Source organism: Pseudomonas protegens CHA0, from assembly GCF_000397205.1.
GTDB lineage: Bacteria > Pseudomonadota > Gammaproteobacteria > Pseudomonadales > Pseudomonadaceae > Aquipseudomonas > Aquipseudomonas protegens.
Genome location: NC_021237.1, coordinates 393,584 through 412,607 on the forward strand (window position 1 = coordinate 393,584; position 19,024 = coordinate 412,607).

A 19,024-nucleotide genomic window follows, 5' to 3' on the forward strand; every position below is an offset into this window, starting at 1 on the left:
GCGTAATGAGCTTGGTTTTTTTCTTTCGTGAAGTTGAGGGGAATCCCCCGGCTTGATCGGCGACTTTCAATGGGTTGTGGGTTACCCATGGGGTGTCCGACGTCCGTTAGTGAGGTCACTGGCCGCAGTGGTTATGCATAAACAGCTTGGGTCGGACCTGTCGTACCAGGCGGTTACGGGCGCTCTGCCAGCAGCAGCAGATTGCGCGGGGTCAAGGGGGCCTCGCAGAAGGTTCCGAGGCGCACGGCATAGCCCTGCTCTTGCAGGAACAGCCCGCGGTCCAACGCCAGCCACAACTCCATGGGGCGGCGGAACAGGCCCCGCAGCAGTTCCAGGTTGCGCACCTGGGCCAGGCGCTGCCAGCCGGCCGCTTCGAGCGCGGCCCAATCCTGGCAATCGACTGTGGATAAGTCCTTGAGGGCGGCGAGGTCGCGGCAGTAGTCGGCGAAGGGTTTGTCCAGCCAGTGGCTGGGCAGGGATGGCGTCGGCAGGTATTCGTCGAGGCCACGCACTTGCCGTTGCAGCAGGTCGAATGCCAGGCGGCGGGCCATGGAGGTGTCGCGCTGACGCCGAACTCGGGCACCGGCAGTGACGGTTTCGCTCATGGGCAAGGCCAGGTCTTCCAGGGACAGGTCCAGGGGGGATGCCTGGGCGGCTGTGGATAAGCCCTGGTAGTGGCTGGCGCGGGTGCGGTTGTAGCAGCAGGGGGCGATGGCCAGCTGTGGACAACCCTGCTGGCTGGCCAGCTGGATCAAGCGCACATGCAGATCGCCGCACGCGTGCAGGGCCACCGGGCTGTGCTCGGCGTGCAGGCGCAGGGCTGTGTCATCGGCCAGCACGTCCTGTTGCAGATGGCGGGCGGGCAAACCGTGGTGCCGGCTCAGTTGCTCGCCACTCTCGATCAGCGCCGGGTCGTATTCCAGGCAGGTCAGTTGCTGCTCGGGTTGCAGCAGGCGCCTGCCGAGGTGGCCCTTGCCGGAGCACCAGTCGAGCCAGTGAGTCGGTGTGCGGTCGAATTGCAGGCAGGCGGCGAAGGCTTCGATCTGCTGCCACTTGCGCCCGGGCACGTCGACATTGAGGCGTGGGTGAGGCGCGGGCAGTGCCTTTATGGGGAGTTCGCCCACCGCACCGAGTGCTCGGGCTTGATCCGCCAGTGGGGTAAAGGGGGCCGGTGCCTGGAGTTGCTCCGGGTGGTTGTGGGCCGCTTCGGCGTCTTCCAGGGAGCGCTGGCGCAACCACTGGGCGAGTTCGGGATGAGCGGTTTCCCACGGCAGTTGCAGGTGGTTGAACGGACGCGGGCGCCAGAGGGCCTGGTGTTCCAGCAAAAAACGGTCCAGGGCCTGGAAACGGCTGAGCAGCGCAGGGCCTTGGAGAATCGCAGGCATGGTCATGGCGTCCGGGGCAGGCCCGCTCCCTGGCGGGAGCGGGAGAAGATCAGCGTCCCTGGCAGGCGTCGACCCGCAGCCAGCGTTCCAGTTGGCGGAACGCCTGGACCAGGATGAACGACATCAACAGGTAGAACACCCCGGCGGTGAAGAACATGTCCACCGTCAGGTAGTTGCGGGCGATGATGGTGCGCGCCATGCCGGTCAGTTCCAGCAGGGTCACGGTACTGGCCAGGGAGCTGGCCTTGAGCATCAGGATCACTTCGTTGCTGTAGGCCGGCAGGCCGATGCGCGCCGCCCGCGGCAGGATGATATAGAACAGCGCCTTGGGCCGGGACATGCCCAGGGCCCGCGCGGCTTCGATCTCACCGGGGGGAATGGCCTGGATGGCGCCGCGCAGGATCTCGGCGATGTAGGCCGCGGTGTGCAGGGTCATGGTGGCGGTCGCGCACCAGAACGGGTCGCGCAGGTAGGGCCACATGAAGCTGTCGCGCACCGCATCGAACTGCGCCAGGCCGTAATACACCAGGAACAGCTGCACCAGCAGCGGCGTGCCGCGAAAGAAGAAGATGTAGGCGTAGGGCAGGGCGCGCACGTACCAGAGCTTGGACGAACGGGCGATGCCCAAGGGGATGGCCAGCAGCAAACCGAGAATCACGGCGATGCCCACCAACTCCAGGGTCAGCGTCGCGCCCTGGATGAACTTCGGCAGCCATTTGTAGATGACTTCCCATTCCATTACGTCGTCCTCACAAAGCCGCGGGCGGCGCGTTTTTCCAGGAAGTGCATGCCGGTCATGGCCAGCACGGTCAGGCCCAGGTACATGAAGGCCGCGACCATGAAGAAGGTGAAGGGATGCTTGGCGAAGGTCACGGCGTTCTGCGCGTGGCGCATGATTTCTTCAAGGCCGATTACCGACACCAGCGCGGTGTCCTTCATCAGGATCATGAACAGGTTGCCCAGGCCCGGCAGGGCGATGCGCCACATCTGCGGCAGGATCAGGCGGCTGAATATCCGAAACTTGGAAAGGCCCAGCGCGGTGCCGGCCTCGCGGTGGCCCTTGGGGATGGCCAGGATCGCGCCACGAAACACTTCAGTGGCATAGGCGCCAAAGCACAGCCCGAGGGCGATCACCCCGGCGAGAAACGGACTGAGGGCCAGATCGGGGTTGCCGAAATGCTCGCCCAGCGCGCTCATCATGTTCACCGTGCCGTAGTAGATCAGCAGCACCCACAGCAGTTCCGGGACGCCACGCACGATGGTCGAATAGGTTTCGCCAAGCCAGCGCAATGGCTTGTACGGGGAAGTCTTGGCCAAGGCGCCGAGCAGGCCGAGCACCAGTCCCAGGCATAACGCCGAGAGGGCCAGCTTGACGGTCATCAGCGCGCCGGCGGCGAGCGCCGGGCCGAATCCGTAGAGATCGATATTCATGGGGTCTGGATGGCTTTGCTAAGGACCGGCGCCCAGGGGGCGAGCGCCGGTCAGGCAAGTCAGTATCAATAGATGCTGAACGGGAAGTACTTGTCGTTGATTTTCTTGTAGGTGCCGTCGGCCACGATTTCTTTCAGGGCGGCGTTCAGCTTTTCGCGCAGTGGATCTTTCTTGCGCACGGCAATCCCGATCTTGTCGCTTTCCACCATAGGCTCGCCCTTGAACTCATAAGGCTTGCCCGCGTCGCTCTTGAGCCACTCGTAGTTGACGTACTTGTCGGCCAGGATCGCGTCCAGGCGGCCGGAAGTCAGGTCCAGGTAAGCGTTTTCCTGGGTGTCGTAGAGCTTGATGGTGATGTCGTCGCCCAGGTTGTCTTCCAGCCAGGTGCCGGCCAGGGTCGCCCGTTGCGCGCCGATGATCTTGCCCTTGAGCGAGGCCTTGTCGGTCTTGAAGTCGGTCTTGGCCTTGGGAGCGATGAACTGCAGCTTGTTGGAGTAGTACGGGTCGGTGAAGTCCACCGCCTGCTTGCGCTCATCGGTGATCGACAGCGAGGAGATCAGGAAGTCGAACTTCTTCGCGTTCAGGGCCGGAATGATGCCGTCCCAGTCGGAGGTGACCACGGTGCACTCGACTTTCATCTTGGCGCACAGGGCGTCGCCGATGTCCTTGTCGAAGCCGACCACTTGGCCGCTGGCATCCTTGTTGTTGAACGGCGGGTAGGCTGCTTCGATGCCCATCTTCAGGGTCTCGGCGGCAGCGCTGGCGCTGAAGGCCAGGGTGACGGCAGCGGCCAGGAGGATTTTCTTATAGCTCTGCATGCGTGTAGCTCCGTTAGCGGTTGCTGGACATGAATTGTTTGCAGCGTGCCGAAAGCGGGTTCTCGAAGACCTGCTGTGGCGATCCTTGCTCTTCTACCAGACCCTGGTGCAGAAACACCACTTCGCTGGAGACCTGACGGGCAAAGCTCATTTCGTGGGTGACCAGCAGCATGGTGCGGCCTTCTTCGGCCAGGGCGCGGATCACGTTGAGGACTTCCTGGACCATTTCCGGGTCCAGGGCCGAGGTCGGCTCGTCGAACAGGATGACTTTGGGTTGCATCGCCAGGGTCCGGGCGATGGCGGCGCGTTGCTGCTGGCCGCCGGACAGCTGTGCCGGGTAGGCGTGGCGCTTGTCGGCGATGCCGACCTTGGCCAGCAGCGCCTCGGCCACTTCGATGGCCTCGGCCTTGCTCTGGCCCAGCACCCGGCGTGGCGCCTCGATGATGTTGTCGAGCACGCTCATGTGCGGCCAGAGATTGAAATTCTGGAAGACGAACCCGATTTCGCTGCGCAGGCGGTTGATCTGCTTGCCGTCGGCGGCTACCAGCTCGCCGTTTTTCGCGGCCTTGAGCTTGAGCTCTTCGCCGGCCACCAGGATCTGGCCCTGGTGCGGGTTTTCCAGCAGGTTGATGCAGCGCAGGAAAGTGGACTTGCCGGAGCCGGAGGAACCCAGGATCGATATCACGTCACCGTCGCGTGCGGTCAGCGAGATACCCTTGAGTACCTCCTGAGTGCCGTAGCGTTTGTGCAAGTTGCGGATTTCAAGCGCGGGCGTGGCCTCAGCCATGTGCGGTCCTCATTGAGTTCATTGTGCTCCTGCTGTTGGGCGGCCTTCCTGGCGAGGCGCCAAGCTAGCATAGGGTTCCAAGCGCAGCCAACAGCGCTACCGGAGGTAAACAGACGGTGTGTGGCAGGTTGTCGCATCAGCACAGAAGACTGTCGCCCCATCAACAACCGAACGCCTGTTTGAACCCTGGATCCGCCTGAAATCCGGTAGGTGTCGCGTAAAAAAAGGCGCGATGGTGCCAGCTTTGGCCGGGTGTTGGAAGGGTTAACGGGCCAAAGGTCATGGATCTGCACTCTAATCGCTCATCGACTGCTTTTCGGGTGTGTTTTTGGTGCGCCATTTCGTCCTGCAAGTGAGTCGGCTGGTAACGAAATAGCGAAATGCCATTGTTCTCAATGGCTTGGGATTTCCATCGGTCGGCTCGCCAACCCTTGTTGCCCGGGGTTCTGTAACATTTTGGCGCAATTCTTGCGTGCGATATAAAGAACGCCCTGTTGGATTCTTTTTACGAGAACGAATGCAGACCGGGTGGAGTTACTCTTTTTTCGTTGCAAAGGTGCTTTTCATGAGCGGTACGCAACTCTCCAATGACCTCGAACAGGGGCTCAAACCGCGGCATGTGACCATGCTGTCGATTGCCGGTGTGATCGGCGCAGGCCTCTTCGTCGGCTCCGGCCACGCCATTGCCGAAGCCGGCCCCGCCGTGCTGCTGGCCTATGCTGCCGCCGGCACCCTGGTGGTGCTGGTGATGCGCATGCTGGCGGAAATGGCCGTGGCTTCGCCGGACACCGGATCGTTCTCCACCTACGCGGACCGCGCCATCGGCCACTGGGCCGGTTTCACCATCGGTTGGCTGTACTGGTGGTTCTGGGTGCTGGTGATTCCCCTGGAAGCCAACGCTGCCGCGACCATCCTGCATGCCTGGTTCCCCAACGTGGCGATCTGGGTCTTCACTCTGGTGATCACCCTGCTGCTGACCGCCACCAACCTGTTCAGCGTGAAGAACTACGGTGAGTTCGAGTTCTGGTTCGCCCTGATCAAGGTGGTAGCCATCATCGGCTTCGTGATCCTCGGCCTGGCGGCCATTTGCGGCTTACTGCCCAACAGCCAGGTCAGCGGCGTCTCGCATCTGGTGGACACCCAAGGCTTCATGCCCAACGGCATGGGCGCGGTGCTGGCCGCCATGCTGACCACCATGTTCTCCTTCATGGGCACCGAGATCGTCACCATCGCCGCGGCGGAATCCCACAACCCGGGCAAGCAGATCTCCAAGGCCACCAACTCGGTGATCTGGCGGATCGGCCTGTTCTACCTGGTATCGATCTTTATCGTTGTGGCCCTGGTGCCGTGGAACGACCCGAGCCTGGCGCAGGTCGGCTCCTACCAGACCGTGCTCGACCGCATGGGCATCCCCAATGCCAAGCTGATCGTTGACCTGGTGGTGCTGGTGGCCGTGACCAGTTGCCTGAACTCGGCGCTCTACACTGCCTCGCGCATGCTGTTCTCCCTGGGCAAGCGTGGCGATGCCCCGGCCGCCGCCAAGCGCACCAACGCCAGCGGCACGCCTTATTGGGCGGTGATCCTGTCCACCGCTGCGGCCTTCCTCGCGGTGTTCGCCAACTATGTCGCTCCGGCGGCGGTGTTCGAATTCCTCCTGGCCAGCTCCGGCGCCATCGCTTTGCTGGTGTACCTGGTGATTGCCGTCTCGCAACTGCGCATGCGCCACAAGCGCATGGCTGCCGGCGAGAAGATCGCCTTCCGCATGTGGCTGTTCCCGGGCCTGACTTACGCTGTGATCGTGTTCATCGTCGCGGTGCTGGGCATCATGCTGTTCCAGGAAGAGCACCGGGTGGAGATCCTTGCCACTGGCCTGCTCAGTGTCATCGTCATCGCTGCCGGCCTGTTGGTGGCCCGTCGGCGCAAGGCCGAGCGCAATGGTGCCCTGGCACTGAACTGACGGTTTGCTCCGCTCTTTATGAAAAGGCCGCGCTCAGAAATGACCGCGGCCTTTTTCATGTCCGGATGCAACTTGGGGGGGGCTGCTGGTGGCGGGCAGAGGCTCGCTCGCGGCCTGGCGACGGGACGCTTTACCCACCCGGGGCGCCTGCTGATAATCCGCCACTCGGTTAGCTTGGGATGCAGCGATGAAAGACCTGGATATGGATAATGCCGAGTGGGAACTGCTCGACCTCGAATGGCATCAAGGGTTCGCCTTCGTAGAGGGGGCGCTGTTGGTGGAGGAGCGAGCCCGGGACGTGTACCTCATGCTGCAGCGTGAAGGGCGGACCCCGGCTGAGCAGGCTTGCCAGGCCGCGACCGAGCAATTCCCGGCTTCCCCCCTGGTAGAGGGCGAGCCGCTCTGGCGACATCGTGTTCATCGGCACCTGCTGCGTGATGCGCGGGCCGATTATTATGCGTTGCCCCGTTACTTCGCGCGTTATGGCTACCACCCGTTGCAAGCCTTGCCGGTGCGTGTGTGTCGGGGCTTGCAGAGCCTGGGCCATGACCATTGGCGTGATCAGTGCCGTGCCTACTTCTGTCATGACTACGGGCAGGAGGTGATCGACGGCGCGCAGCCTGAGCGCCTGGCGCTTGTGCACCCGGTGCCAGAAAACTGGCCTGCGGGGTCGGTGCTGTTCAGTGACGGGGACAAGGTCTTCCTCGGCGCCCGGGCGATCGCCAGCGCGGAGCAGCAGGTACGCGGTACCAACCATCCGGCTTATCAAGTGATCAGCGGCCAAGTCTGCCGGGGCGGCGTTGTGCTGCATCAGAAGGACGGTTCGCCGTTGCCGATTGCCAATCCGGATGGCTTCCAGATGCTGGCCTGGCGCTGGGGTACGGATGGGCATTCGGTGATCGTCCAGGCGCAGCAGGGCTCGAGCATCGCCTATGAGTATTTCTACCGCATCGACAACGTCGATCTGGCGACTTTCAGCGTGCTCAACGAGCGCTACGCCAAGGACGCACGGCGGGCTTATTACCTGACCGGAAAAACCCTGCGCTATGTCGGTGACTTCCGCCTGCTGAACCGTGTTCAGTCGGTGTTCGATGCCGGTGGCCGGATCTTGAGCCAGAGTGAAGCGGCGGACCCGTACTTTGCCGTGGATGATCAGTTCGTCTACCGCAATGGCACCCGCCTGCGTGGTGCCGATGGCCCGAGTTTCCGTCACCTGGGATTCGACTACTACGCTGACCGGCATCGCGTCTACCGGCGCAGCAAGCCGCTGGACGTGGATGTAGAGAGTTTTGTAGTGGCCCAGCTGGAGCGTGGCGAAGGCAACTATTCGCCGTTGCTGGTGGGTGACAGGCACGGCCCGCTCGGTTCGGATGGGGTGATCGATGACACCATGCTGCAAGAGTGGTCGGCGTACTTCGAGGCGCATCCGCAGTTGCAAGGTTATTGGTGGCATCGCTTGCAGGCACCATCGGCGTCAACAGCCCAGGCCTTGCGTTCCATCGGCTCCGGGTTCGAGCTGGGGAGCCAGGTGCACTTCCATGGCCGCCCCATCAATGGTCTGGATGCCGGCAGTTTCAAGCTGCTGGACACACACCTGTGTGGCGACGCCAATGGCTTGTACCTGATCCCCTTTCATCGCGCCGAGACCCGGGTGCCGGAGCGATTCTCTTCGGCCTGCGCCGATCATTACCGTGCCCTGGGCGGCCCGTACCTGACAGATGGCCAGAGGGTTTTTTGCCACAGTGTCTTTTATCAGGTGCCCGAGCCTATGGCCAAAGCGGATCTGGCCAGCTTCGAGTCATGCGGGCATGGCTGGGCCCGGGACAAGGGGGCGGTGTATTACTACGGCGCAAGAAAGAAGCCCCTCGACCCGGCGCACACTCGCGTCATGGGCAGCTACGCCTTCACCGCGACACTGATGTTTGCTGCCGGCAAACCGCTGGAGGTGGAATTCAGCCCGGAGGAAGTGATGGTTCCTCATCCGGACTTTCTGCAATTGGGCACGCGCAAGCTGTTCTGTGGCCGGCGGCCGGTGAGTGCCAAGCGCATCGACCTGGCCAGCCTGGAGTTTGTCGCGGACCGCTATGCTCGCGACAAACAGCGTTTCTACCAGTACGACGGCTACGCGACACTCAGCGAAATCAGCGCCGAGCAGTACCACCAGGCACTGAAGAAGGCCCCGGCAGGGGACGCCGGCTCTGAGAGTTTGGCGTTCTGAAAGGCAAAAAAGGCTGCCGTCAGCATTGACGGTGGCCTTTTTGCTGGATTTGTGACTTGTTACATGGCGTTTCATGGACAGCCCGCTGGCGAAATAGTAGCCTGCGCGCTCTTCGATAAGAGCTCTTGCGTGCCAGCGTGAGAGGAGCTATGGAATAGCGCTGTATTGCAAGGGATTGAATGCTTGTCGGGGCCCTGAATCCGCCTTCTGCCTCTGTCCCTTGTTCCCTGCGTAGCCGCCATGGTTCCTGAGTGTCAGCGCCTGCCTGACAGTCCCGGTTCGAAGAACGAGCATTCAGGGTTCAATGGTGATCGCCCGGCCATTGGTCCCTTAAAGAAAGGGCGGCAAGGAGACGCGCATGGCGTTCACTAAAATCATCTTCAAAAACCCGAACACCGGAGCCATCAAGGAAGCGCCAGTTGGTTTCTCCTGGACCGTGTTCTTCTTCGGCTTCATCCCGGCACTGTTCCGCGCCGACTGGAAATGGGCTGCCATCATGTTCCTGCTGGCCATGTTCACCTTCGGCCTGAGCAACCTGGTGTTCATGTTCATCTACAACAAGCTGTATGTCCGCGACCTGATCGGCGCAGGCTTCAAGGCCCAGTCCATCGCCAGCGGCGACCTGAACTTCGCCAGCTCGCGCATCGGCATGGAAATCCCTCGGCTGGAAGCTGCCTGAGCATCACGCCAGGCTGTTTAGCTGAAACGGAAAAGGGCGCATTCATTGCTGAATGCGCCCTTTTTTCATTCCCGGAAGAAACTCAGCCTTCGGCGCTGAACAGTGCCTGGGATGCGGCCATGTAGTCGGCCTGGAAGGCCTCTGACTCGATCCAGGCCAGGGCCGTGGCCTCGTCGGCCTCGGTGGACCAGTTACGGTATTCGATCAGCGCCGCAAGGATGAAGTCCGTGGCGCCCTGTTCGCCCTCCTGCTCATAGACCAGTTCCAGCAGCGGGTCCGAGAGGAAGACCGTGCACAGCGCCTGCTGGCTGGTTTTCTCGGCGTCGCGCATCTTCACGAACAGCTCGGTCAGGTCCACCGATTCGAAGTCGATGCGGCTGTCGTTGGGGTCCAGTTCCAGCTCCGAGGTCGGTGCAGTGCGCTTGGCGCGGTTCTGCTTGGCCTTGGCCTTTGCCCGGGCGGCACGTTTGTGTTGTTTGTCGATCGATGCCATGGGCGTCTTACCTTGTTGCGCAAAGGGGCGGCGCTCGCGGATTCGGGGCGAACGGCCGGTCAGGCGGGAAAGGATGCCAGCAAATCGCTGCGCTGGCACCCGCCAAGGCCTCAAGGCGAGTACCGACGATCCTGCATGGGCCGAGGTCCATTGCGGCGCAGCACCTGTGCCAAAGGTTTTTTGCAGCCTTTTCCCACTGCCTGGGAATCTGATTTCATTTGCCGGGAATCTCCATGCACCATGGCTGCAAGAGGCCGCTATGCACTACCACACGCCCACTGACCGTCTGCTGCAAATACTCGTGGCCCTGGGGCAATCCCCGGAGGCCATGTCTGCCAAGGAGCTGTCGCTGAACCTGCAGCAGCCCCTGAGCAGCACCTATCGCCACCTCAAGACCCTGCTGCGCTGGGGGCTGGCCCAGGACAATGGCCAGGGCCGTTACCTGCCCGGGCCTGCTTGCCTGCAACTGGCGAAGAAGTTCGACCGCGAAGGCCTGCTGGTGACCCTGGCCAAGCCGGAGCTCAACCGTCTGGCCGAACTCAGCCAGGAAAGCGTCGCGCTGATGGTGCCAAGCAACGGGCAGGCGATCTGCATCGAGCTGGTGGACAGCCCGCAGCCCTTGCGCTGCTGCTACCAGAAAGGCCTGGCGCAGCCGCTGCTGCTGGGCGCCTCGGCCAAGGTGTTGCTGGCCTACATGGAGCCTGAGCTGTGCTTGTCGATCCTGCGCCAGCAGGGCGTCGAGGAGGCGGATTTCGCCGCGCACCTGGACAGCTACGGGGCCATTCGCGCCGCCGGGCATGCGGTGAGCCTGAGCGAGATCGATCTGGGCATCTGGGGTGTCAGCGCGCCCTTGCTGGACAGCCGTGACCGCTTGCAAGGCGCCATCAGCCTCATGGCCCCGGCGTTCCGCGCCGAACAGCGCAGTGAGCGGCTGATCCGCTGGACCCGCGAAGCGGCCCAGCGCCTGAGCGCCCGACTGGATTGAATTGACTGGAGCAAGACCATGATCAGCACCGCCCCCATGCACCTGTGGCAGGGTCGTATCGACCTGGCCGAAGGCCTTGCCGCCCGGCGCTGGCACCAGTGGGTGCAGCCCTGGGCCGAACAGCAGCCGGCGGGTATCGCCTTGCTCGGGCTGGCCTGTGACGAAGGGGTCAAGCGCAACCAGGGGCGCACCGGTGCCAGCCAGGGCCCGGCAGCCTTGCGCGCGGCCCTGGCCAACCTGGCCTGGCACGGCACCGGCCCGCTGTACGACGCAGGGGACGTGACCTGCACCGACCACCACCTGGAAAGCGCCCAGCAGCGCTACGCCGAGCGCCTCGGCCTGTTGCTCGAACAGGGGCACCTGGCCCTGGGGCTGGGCGGTGGTCATGAAATCGCCTTTGCTAGCTTCAGTGGCCTGGCCGATCACCTGCGCCGCCAACAGCCCTGCCCGCGCATCGGCATTCTCAATTTCGATGCCCACTTCGATCTGCGCCATGCGCCGCAAAGCAGTTCGGGCACGCCGTTCCGGCAGATCGCCGAATACTGCCGGCAGGCCGGCATGCCTTTCGAGTATTGCTGCCTGGGGGTCAGCGAGTTGAGCAACACCCAGGCGCTGTTCGAGCAAGCCCGGGAGCTCGATGTGCGCTACTTGCTGGACCGGCAGATGCAGGGCTGGAACCTGCCGGCAGTCGAGGCCTGCCTGGACACTTTTCTCGACGGTATCGACGTGCTCTACATGACCCTGTGCCTGGATGTGCTGCCGGCCAGCCAGGCTCCCGGCGTCAGCGCGCCCTCGGCCTATGGGGTGGATGTGCAGGTGGTCGAGCACCTGGTACGCCGTGCTCGGGCCAGCGGCAAATTGCGCGTGGCCGACATTGCCGAACTCAATCCCGGGCTCGACCAGGACCAGCGCACCGCCCGCGTGGCCGCGCGTCTGCTGGCCAGCCTGATTCACTGAGGGGCATGCCCCTCGCCGCGCAACACCACAATGACAAGAAGAGATGTTTGCCATGCCGACTTTTGAATTGGACGCGCTGACCACCCTGGCGCTGGCCCTGATCCTGCTGGGGGTGGGAGCCCAGCTGAAGAAATGCAGCCGCTGGCTGACCCAGCTCTGTGTCCCGGCGCCGGTGATCGGCGGTTTCGGCTTTGCCCTGATCGTCTGGCTGCTGCGCGATCAGCAACTGCTGGCGATCAAGCTCGACACCGCGATCCAGACGCCCTTGATGGTGGCGTTCTTTACCACCGTGGGCCTGGGGGGCAGCCTCGGCCTGCTGCGTCGTGGCGGCAAGATCCTGTTCGTCTACCTGGGGGCCTGCTGGTCCCTGGCGCTGCTGCAGAACCTGGTGGGGGTCGGTGCCGCCAAGGCGCTGGGCATCGACCCGCTGCTGGGCATCATGGCCGGTGCGGTGTCCCTGGAGGGTGGCTTTGGCGCGGCGGCGGCCTTTGGCCCGATCGCGGAAAACCTCGGGGCGGTGGGGGCCACCACGGCGGCCCTGGCCTCGGCCACCTTCGGCATGGTTGCCGGCGGCTTGCTGGGCAGCCCGCTGGCGCGCTGGCTGATCGAGCGCAACCGCCTGCAGATCCAGGCCGATCAGGTCAGTACCCTGCAGCACCTGGAAAGCGCTGCCCAGGGTTCGGTGGCGCCTTTGGATGCGCCGACCCTGCTGCGCCTGCTGACCTGCATTCTGCTGATCATGGTGCTGGGTTTCTGGATCGGCAGCGCGCTGAACGAGCACCTGGGCATCGTCCTGCCAAGCTACGTGGGGGCGATGTTCGTGGCGATCATCCTGCGCAATCTCAATGACCGGGCGCGGATCATCGACATCCCCGACAGCGCCGTGAGCACCCTGGGCGACGTATGCCTGGGGGTGTTCCTGACCATGGCCATGATGAGCCTGAAGTTCTGGGAACTGGAACAGCTCGGCCTGCCGCTGCTGGTGATCCTGGTGGTGCAGGTGCTGGTGATGGTGCTGCTGTGCGTATTCCTGCTGTTCCGCCTGTTTGGCGGCAACTACGACGCGGCGGTGTTGTGTGCCGGCTTCATGGGCCACGGCCTGGGGGCCACGCCCAATGCGGTGGCCAACATGGGCGCGATCTGTGATCACTACAAGGTCTTTTCCTACAAGGCCTTCATCATCGTGCCGCTGTGCGGTGCGGTATTGATCGACATCGTGGCGATCCCGCTGATCACCTGGTTCATCAACGCCTTTGCCTGATCAGCGCCCCGGCGTCAGCTCTTGCCCCGGGCTGTTCGGGGCCGGGCTTGCGTGCTGCAGCCAGTGCAGCAGCAGCGGCCAGAGCCGGCTTTCGAAGCGGCTGTGGAAGAAGGCGAAGTGGCCGATCTCGACCTCACCGATGTCCTCGGGGCGAATGCGCCAATGGGTGCGCGTGCTGTTGTCGAAGTAGCCCAGTAGCCGCTCGATGGCTGCCACGGTGCCAAAGGGGTCGTCGCTGACGCTGATGGCGAGGATCGGGGCGCTGACCTGGGCGAAGGGCTGCCCACTGCGCTCTGCGGCCAGCCTGCGGCCGCTGGGGCGGCCTTCGTAGCGTGGATGCGGGGTGGCCCAGTCGCGGACCACCCCGGCGGGGGTGTCTTCCATCCAGCCCAGGCGCTTGCCGGGGAAGTAGCCGTACAGGCGGGTCAGCAGGGGCATCAGCACATGCCACTTGCCCAGCATGCGCCAGCGTTGGGCGGGCACGTAGTCGCGCCAGTAGGCGAACTGCGCGCCCATGGTGGCCGCGCGGCGGATCACCCCGGCGGAGGCCGCCAGGCCCAGGGCGCAGCCGCCGAAGCTGTGGCCCACCACGTCGATCGGTTGCCCGGGAAACTCGCGCCGGGCGCGTTGCAGCATGGCTTCGAAATCCAGCGCGCCCCAATCCGACCAGGATGCCTTGAGCCCCTTGAGCGAGGCCGGGCGCGACTCGCCGATGCCGCGGTAGTCGTAGGTCATCACGTCTAAGCCGTTGGCGAACAGGTAGTCGGCGAAGCGAAAGTAATAGCGGCAGCGCACCGAGGTCGCGGCGTTGATGATCACCACTGCGCGCGCCGGATCGGCTTGCGCGTGGCGCCAGCTGAAGCCGCCAAGGCGGAAACCGTCCGCCGCCACTTCGCTGAAGCGTTCACTGGGGCCGGGCGCCGGCTCGGCAGTGGCGGGGCGGGCGGCAGGCAGGTCGGGCGAGGGCAGCAGGGACATGGGCGGTTGTTCCTTGGCGGCTGTAACGGGCCGGAGCGACCCCTGGCGTTCAGCGACGATTTTTTTGTGCGCCCATTAATACCCGGGCGATCCACAGCGCGGCAACTGCCAGGGCACCCAGCAACAGGGTGCTGGTGCCCTGCCAGAGCAGCTCGATATAAAACTTGGTGGGCTGCAACGCCTGGCTGTAGGCGAGCTTCGGCCCGGCACGGTTGCTGGTGACGATCTGTCCGTCCAGCAGCGCGCTTACCAGGGTCCAGCCCAGCAGTGCAGTCAGTGCCAGCAGCACGCTGCCGATCAGCAAAAAAAACCAGGCCCCGCTGCGGGTCTTGCCGGGCTGGGGGTGGGGCAGGCGGACTCGGGTTCGCTTCTGGTTCACGAGAGCAGTTCCTTTGCGCCCGGATGGGCGGATGCCTGCAACTTTACTCCCAGGCGGGCCCATGGGAATAATCCGGGCCCGGTCGAGCCCGGGTATCCCTATTCGTCGATGGAGCCTTGAGCATGGAAGTGAAGAACCAGATGAGCCCGGAACAATGCCAGGGCATGGACGATATCCGCCGGGAAATCGATGCCCTGGATCGAGCGGTCATCGCCTTGCTCGGCGCGCGCTTCCAGTACGTACTGGCGGCATCGAAATTCAAGACCTCGGCGGCCACCGTACGCGCCGAGGAGCGTTTCAAAGCCATGTTGGCCACTCGTCGCGATTGGGCGGCGGCCGAAGGCCTGAACCCGGATGCCATCGAGAAGATGTACAGCGATCTGGTGCAGCATTTCATCGCCGAGGAGATGAAGCATTGGCAGGCGGCGCAGGCTCCGAGCCGAGGGGCTGGTCCTCTAGCCTAGGTACCTTTGGTTAAAGGCCTCACGCCGAATCGATCTAAACCGCCCTGTGTCAGGTTTTACACTCAATAGCAGGAGCTATGGGCGAGCCTGGTTGCACAAGGCGAGCGAGGGTTTTCATTCGGCTTCTGGTCTGAGACATGGCCTGGCCATTCAAGATGAAGCAGGGGAGACCCGGGCGCTGCCGTCCCGGGGCCAGAGGCCTGACGGTGGCGTCCCATTCAGTGGTTCGAGACGAACCCGGGAGTGGTCATCATGAAGTCCTTTTCTATGAGTGTCCTGTCAGGTGTTATCGCGGTGCTGCTATTGGCTGCACCAGTGAGCGTGCGCTCCGCCTCCACCAGCAATGAGCCGATCGACCCGGCTGGCGTGCAATTGGAGCCGCTGCAACAGAACGGCATTTCCTATGTCAGCGGCGGCATCGGCCTGGACGAGTCGCGGGCCATTCAGCAGGCCAAGGGTTACAACCTGCACATGACCTTTTCCGTCGGCTCAGGGAATGAATACACCTCGGATGTCGATGTGCTGATCCAGAACCCGCAAGGGCATCAGCTGTTGAGCCTGAGCGGAGCGGGCCCGATCGTCTTTGTGCAGTTGCCGGCCGGCAGATACCAGGTCATCACCACCCGCAAAGGGCTGGAACAGCGCAGCATGGTCGACATGAAAGTGGCGGCTATGCGCGATCTCAACATCCACTGGAATAACGGTTACTGAGAGAGGGGTGGTGGGGTGCCCGGCGTTGAGCATGGGTGATGCCCAATTCCAGGTCTGAAAACCCTGAATCGAAAGGTTCAGGGTTTTTGCTATTGGCTGGGAGAGGGCGCGCTTGTCTGGTGCGGGGCGATTCACATCATTTCCACACAGGCCAAGCCATCATGCGTCACCGCACGCAACGAGCCTGACAGGCGATCCGAATATGAATCTGAGTGTTCTCTATGCATTGGCTGCCGCCGCCTTGTTCGGCGCCAGTACGCCGCTGGCCAAGCTGTTGGGGGTGGATGTTGCGCCGATGCTCCTGGCCGGGTTGTTGTATCTGAGCAGTGGTGTCGGCCTGGCCATTGTTCGTTTCGCTCGGGATCGAGGTTGGCAACGTACGGGGCTGACGGTGCGCGAGTGGCCGTGGCTGATGGGAGCCATCCTCTTTGGCGGCGTGCTTGCCCCGGTCGCCCTGATGTTCGGCCTGACACGGACGGCGGGTGCCACCGCCTCATTGATGCTCAACCTGGAGTCGGTACTCACGGCGTTGCTGGCGTGGGTGGTGTTCAGGGAGAACGCCGATCGACGGATCGTGATCGGCATGATTGCCATCGTATTAGGCGGGATCGTTCTGTCATGGCCGCACCAGAGCGCCACTGCGCATGACTGGACGGGACCGCTGGCGGTGGCTTTCGCCTGCCTTTGCTGGGCCATTGATAACAACCTGACCCGGAAAGTCTCCGCCTCGGATGCGCTGTTCATTGCGGGCAGCAAAGGCTTGGCGGCGGGGGTGGTCAACACCAGCCTGGCGTTGGCCATCGGCGCGCAACTGCCTGCTGTGACCACGCTGGGCCCGATACTGCTGGTGGGGTTTCTGGGGTACGGCGTCAGCCTGGTGTTGTTCGTCCTGGCCCTGCGTGGGCTGGGCAGTGCGCGAACCGGGGCGTACTTCTCCACGGCGCCATTCCTGGGAGCAGTGATCTCGATTCTGATCCTGGGCGAGCCGGTTTCTCTGTGGTTCCTGGTGGCGGCGGCACTGATGGCCATCGGCGTGTGGATTCACCTCATGGAGAATCATGCCCACGAGCATCAGCATGAGCCTCTCGCGCACAACCATCGCCACCGGCATGACGAGCACCACCAGCATGAACACGGCTTTGAGTGGGACGGCTCAGAGCCCCACAGTCATCCCCATGAGCACGCGCCGATCCGGCATAGCCACGCGCACTTCCCCGATATTCATCATCGGCACAAGCACTGAGCGGGCCGGTTACTTTCAGTCACCAGGTGAGGGCTTGCGCTGCTCGGACCTGCTCTTTGCTCTGCGCCGGTCGCTGCCAAATCAGCGGCCGGGCGTAGGAACCCGATCATAAGATGCGTACCAGCACCCAGCGCTTTGGGTGTTGTTTGCTGTCTATGCGTTATGGCAGCTGTACGCGGGCACGCTTCGGCGTGGCCGGATCTTGTGACCGGTTCCTACCCCCGCGTGCAGCTGCCACCTGGCCGGTAGGAAGTTGGGTGGTAGCTCCTCACACACAAGGAGTTTCACCAATGAACGGATATATCCCTCTTCACCACACGCCAGCGGACAACCCCGTCCTGCTGATCAATCCCCATGCGCCGCTGGTCGATCTCCTGGCCTGCGCCGATCAGCGCATACGCGCCCTTCACAAACTGATGAACAGCCTGTCCTGCATGACCGCGCAAACGGCCGACGCCAGCGACCTGTTCCAGATCGCCGACATCGCCGCGCTGCTGCTCGGTGATGGCGTGGCCCTGCTCGATGTGGCTCAGGGGCGGGAGATGGAGCGGGCGGATAAGGCCTTCTGATTGGCGCAGGCGCTGCGCCAGCGCGCCCAGGATCAGTTTGATTCTGGGCGCCCTTGGAGAGCCCGAGAGAGTGTCATGGCGCCTCAAGCGGTGCCGGTATGAACCCTTGCTCTCGAAGCGCCTTGATCATTCCTCTGATGAGGTAGCTGTTGGAGAAACCGATGGTGTATTGCCGGGCGTTGGCGCTGATGGGCAATAGCATGCCCTGGTCCACCAGTTTCTTTATTTGATAGGTCCTTTGTCCGGCAGTCAGCTTGGGCAGTGCCTGGGCGATGTCGCTCGACTTAACAACGCCTGACTTGATCGCTGTGGTCAGTACTGTTTCTTCCGCTGCAGTGATCCATTGTCGATCCCGAGCAAAGGTAATGGCAGGAGCCAGGATGTGCCGGGTCAGGTAGCGATAGTCGGTGAGGCGATTGACCTTTTCCAGGTCGTCCCTAATGCCCTCTAGAACGTAAGTGCACCAGGCCTCCAGCCCGGCCTTGGTTCCTTGGTCCGCGGTGGCGAGCATGGCGTAGTAACGTTCCCGATCATTGAAAAAAACAGCGGTAGGGTTGAGTACACGGCCACCCGTATCGACGTTGAAGCCATATTTCATCAGCTGTGCATAAGTCAGGAGGCGCACCTCGCGGCCATTGCCGTTGCCAAATGGGTGAATCCAACCAAACCGGTGATGGGTCAAGGCCACTTTCATCAGGTCGTATTTGGGTAGGTCCTCTCGATTGACGAACTCCACCAGCTCTTGCATGTAGCTGGGCACCATCAGGGCATCAGGAGGTAGGTGGGCGGCCTGAGCGATCTGTACTTCGCCCTGGCGATACGCTCCAGGCGTCTTATCGCCCTCTCGCTCCAGGTCCTGGACGGTCATCGCGTGCAGCTCTCTGATGGTGAGCTCGGTGATTGGTGTTCCCGGGCCAATGGTTTGCTCGATGTAATCCATGGATTTTTCGATGTTCGCCACTTCGCGTAACGGGTCGGTGTCCTGGGCTGTGCCTTCCACCTTGCTCTCGATGTAGTCGGCAAGCGTTGTGTGGTTGCCCTCGATGCGCGCCGAACCCAGGCTTTCCAGGATGTGGAAGATCGTTTTCAGCTGATAGAAGACCGCAGGCGGCGTATCGCCTTCCAATCGCAAGCGCCGAAGGTGCTCAAGCTCGCTCAGCACGTCCACCAGAGGGGAGTCGAAGGATGGGTTTAGCAGCTCAAGTTCGTGATGGAAGAATGCAGGCATTGTGCAAACATCTCGAAAGCCGAAAAAATTATCTATGATTTTTTTGCCATAGGCCCTGTTCTATAGGGGTTCTGCTCGAATATCAAAAGATGATTATCTCAAAATGGTACTTCACTTAAGTGAACGCTTGAGAAAAAGCGAGGCGTGATGCGCTGTGTGGGTGGCGTGATGGTCGCGCAGCGGCTTGGTTGTGCAGGAAAGAAGGCCGGGGTGTCGAGCAGGGGGAAGGGAAGGGCTGAATTGCAGGCAACAAAAAACCCGCACTAGGCGGGTTTTCTGATTGCTTTCACGTGATGTAAACACCACCTGAAAGCTGAAGGTGGTGCCCAGAGACGGAATCGAACCGCCGACACGGGGATTTTCAATCCCCTGCTCTACCGACTGAGCTATCTGGGCAACGGGGCGCATTAAACGGGTTTTTCAGGGGGGCGTCAAGCAAGTTTTGAAAAAAATGTTTAATTATTACCGTCGCTTACGTTCC

Annotated in this window: 19 protein-coding genes and 1 tRNA gene; 10 read left to right on the forward strand and 10 right to left on the reverse strand. The window is 62.6% G+C overall.

Annotation, left to right across the window (positions count from 1 at the left end; translation table 11 throughout):
- Positions 1 to 173 precede the first annotated feature (173 nt).
- The 5 genes from PFLCHA0_RS01720 to PFLCHA0_RS01740 all read right to left on the reverse strand — a co-directional run bounded on the left by PFLCHA0_RS01720 (position 174) and on the right by PFLCHA0_RS01740 (position 4,421).
- Positions 174 to 1,385, reverse strand: a complete 1,212-nt coding sequence (locus tag PFLCHA0_RS01720; RefSeq protein WP_041752715.1) for a methyltransferase — start codon at positions 1,383 to 1,385, stop codon at positions 174 to 176.
- Between the two features lie 49 nt (positions 1,386 to 1,434).
- The gene (locus PFLCHA0_RS01725; RefSeq protein ID WP_011058716.1) at positions 1,435 to 2,124 is read right to left on the reverse strand and encodes an ABC transporter permease; all 690 of its coding nucleotides are present in this window, start codon (positions 2,122 to 2,124) and stop codon (positions 1,435 to 1,437) included.
- Positions 2,124 to 2,816 carry an ABC transporter permease gene (locus PFLCHA0_RS01730; protein ID WP_011058717.1) on the reverse strand — a complete coding sequence of 231 codons (693 nt, stop codon included), beginning with the start codon at positions 2,814 to 2,816 and terminating at the stop codon, positions 2,124 to 2,126. Before PFLCHA0_RS01730 ends, PFLCHA0_RS01725 begins: the two co-directional genes overlap by 1 nt.
- Positions 2,817 to 2,881: 65 nt before the next feature.
- A complete protein-coding gene (locus PFLCHA0_RS01735; RefSeq protein ID WP_011058718.1) occupies positions 2,882 to 3,634 on the reverse strand; it encodes an ABC transporter substrate-binding protein in 753 nt (250 codons plus the stop codon).
- A gap of 13 nt (positions 3,635 to 3,647) precedes the next feature.
- Positions 3,648 to 4,421 (reverse strand): ABC transporter ATP-binding protein, encoded by a 774-nt coding sequence (locus PFLCHA0_RS01740; protein ID WP_011058719.1) that lies wholly within the window; start codon positions 4,419 to 4,421, stop codon positions 3,648 to 3,650.
- Positions 4,422 to 4,986: 565 nt separating this feature from the next.
- On the opposite strand from PFLCHA0_RS01740, the gene gabP reads away from it, so the two are divergent.
- The 3 genes from gabP to PFLCHA0_RS01755 all read left to right on the forward strand — a co-directional run bounded on the left by gabP (position 4,987) and on the right by PFLCHA0_RS01755 (position 9,275).
- Entirely contained in the window at positions 4,987 to 6,378 is a 1,392-nt protein-coding gene (gene gabP / locus PFLCHA0_RS01745; RefSeq protein ID WP_015633814.1) for a GABA permease, read from the forward strand.
- Between the two features lie 187 nt (positions 6,379 to 6,565).
- Positions 6,566 to 8,596: a DKNYY domain-containing protein gene (locus tag PFLCHA0_RS01750; protein ID WP_015633815.1), complete on the forward strand. Its 2,031-nt coding sequence runs from the start codon at positions 6,566 to 6,568 to the stop codon at positions 8,594 to 8,596.
- Positions 8,597 to 8,954: 358 nt separating this feature from the next.
- The gene (locus PFLCHA0_RS01755) at positions 8,955 to 9,275 is read left to right on the forward strand and encodes a hypothetical protein (RefSeq protein WP_011058722.1); all 321 of its coding nucleotides are present in this window, start codon (positions 8,955 to 8,957) and stop codon (positions 9,273 to 9,275) included.
- Between the two features lie 82 nt (positions 9,276 to 9,357).
- Here the strand turns inward: PFLCHA0_RS01755 and PFLCHA0_RS01760 are convergent, their stop codons facing one another.
- Positions 9,358 to 9,768: a hypothetical protein gene (locus tag PFLCHA0_RS01760; protein WP_011058723.1), complete on the reverse strand. Its 411-nt coding sequence runs from the start codon at positions 9,766 to 9,768 to the stop codon at positions 9,358 to 9,360.
- Between the two features lie 259 nt (positions 9,769 to 10,027).
- On the opposite strand from PFLCHA0_RS01760, the gene PFLCHA0_RS01765 reads away from it, so the two are divergent.
- From PFLCHA0_RS01765 to gltS, 3 genes are read left to right on the forward strand one after another with little or no spacing between them, the layout of a single operon-like run.
- A complete protein-coding gene (locus PFLCHA0_RS01765; protein WP_019093890.1) occupies positions 10,028 to 10,753 on the forward strand; it encodes an IclR family transcriptional regulator in 726 nt (241 codons plus the stop codon).
- An 18-nt stretch (positions 10,754 to 10,771) separates the two neighbouring features.
- Positions 10,772 to 11,710: a formimidoylglutamase gene (hutG, locus tag PFLCHA0_RS01770; protein ID WP_015633817.1), complete on the forward strand. Its 939-nt coding sequence runs from the start codon at positions 10,772 to 10,774 to the stop codon at positions 11,708 to 11,710.
- A 52-nt stretch (positions 11,711 to 11,762) separates the two neighbouring features.
- Positions 11,763 to 12,971 (forward strand): sodium/glutamate symporter, encoded by a 1,209-nt coding sequence (gltS, locus tag PFLCHA0_RS01775; protein ID WP_041120523.1) that lies wholly within the window; start codon positions 11,763 to 11,765, stop codon positions 12,969 to 12,971.
- On the opposite strand, the gene PFLCHA0_RS01780 is transcribed toward gltS, so the two are convergent.
- Both PFLCHA0_RS01780 and PFLCHA0_RS01785 read right to left on the reverse strand, forming a co-directional pair.
- Positions 12,972 to 13,949: an alpha/beta hydrolase family protein gene (locus tag PFLCHA0_RS01780; RefSeq protein ID WP_015633819.1), complete on the reverse strand. Its 978-nt coding sequence runs from the start codon at positions 13,947 to 13,949 to the stop codon at positions 12,972 to 12,974.
- 49 nt (positions 13,950 to 13,998) lie between these two features.
- Positions 13,999 to 14,328, reverse strand: coding sequence for a hypothetical protein (locus PFLCHA0_RS01785; protein WP_041751913.1), 330 nt, complete (start codon positions 14,326 to 14,328; stop codon positions 13,999 to 14,001).
- Positions 14,329 to 14,450: 122 nt separating this feature from the next.
- On the opposite strand from PFLCHA0_RS01785, the gene PFLCHA0_RS01790 reads away from it, so the two are divergent.
- The 4 genes from PFLCHA0_RS01790 to PFLCHA0_RS01805 all read left to right on the forward strand — a co-directional run bounded on the left by PFLCHA0_RS01790 (position 14,451) and on the right by PFLCHA0_RS01805 (position 17,315).
- Complete coding sequence (locus tag PFLCHA0_RS01790; RefSeq protein WP_011058729.1) at positions 14,451 to 14,792, forward strand: isochorismate lyase; 342 nt, start codon at positions 14,451 to 14,453, stop codon at positions 14,790 to 14,792.
- A gap of 252 nt (positions 14,793 to 15,044) precedes the next feature.
- On the forward strand, positions 15,045 to 15,503 hold the full coding sequence (locus PFLCHA0_RS01795; protein WP_015633820.1) for a hypothetical protein: 459 nt from the start codon (positions 15,045 to 15,047) through the stop codon (positions 15,501 to 15,503).
- 202 nt (positions 15,504 to 15,705) lie between these two features.
- The gene (locus tag PFLCHA0_RS01800) at positions 15,706 to 16,746 is read left to right on the forward strand and encodes a DMT family transporter (protein ID WP_015633821.1); all 1,041 of its coding nucleotides are present in this window, start codon (positions 15,706 to 15,708) and stop codon (positions 16,744 to 16,746) included.
- 290 nt (positions 16,747 to 17,036) lie between these two features.
- Complete coding sequence (locus tag PFLCHA0_RS01805; protein WP_015633822.1) at positions 17,037 to 17,315, forward strand: hypothetical protein; 279 nt, start codon at positions 17,037 to 17,039, stop codon at positions 17,313 to 17,315.
- Between the two features lie 73 nt (positions 17,316 to 17,388).
- Here the strand turns inward: PFLCHA0_RS01805 and PFLCHA0_RS01810 are convergent, their stop codons facing one another.
- Entirely contained in the window at positions 17,389 to 18,543 is a 1,155-nt protein-coding gene (locus PFLCHA0_RS01810) for a Fic family protein (RefSeq protein ID WP_015633823.1), read from the reverse strand.
- A gap of 320 nt (positions 18,544 to 18,863) precedes the next feature.
- Positions 18,864 to 18,939 (reverse strand) — tRNA-Phe (locus PFLCHA0_RS01815).
- Positions 18,940 to 19,024: the final 85 nt, after the last annotated feature.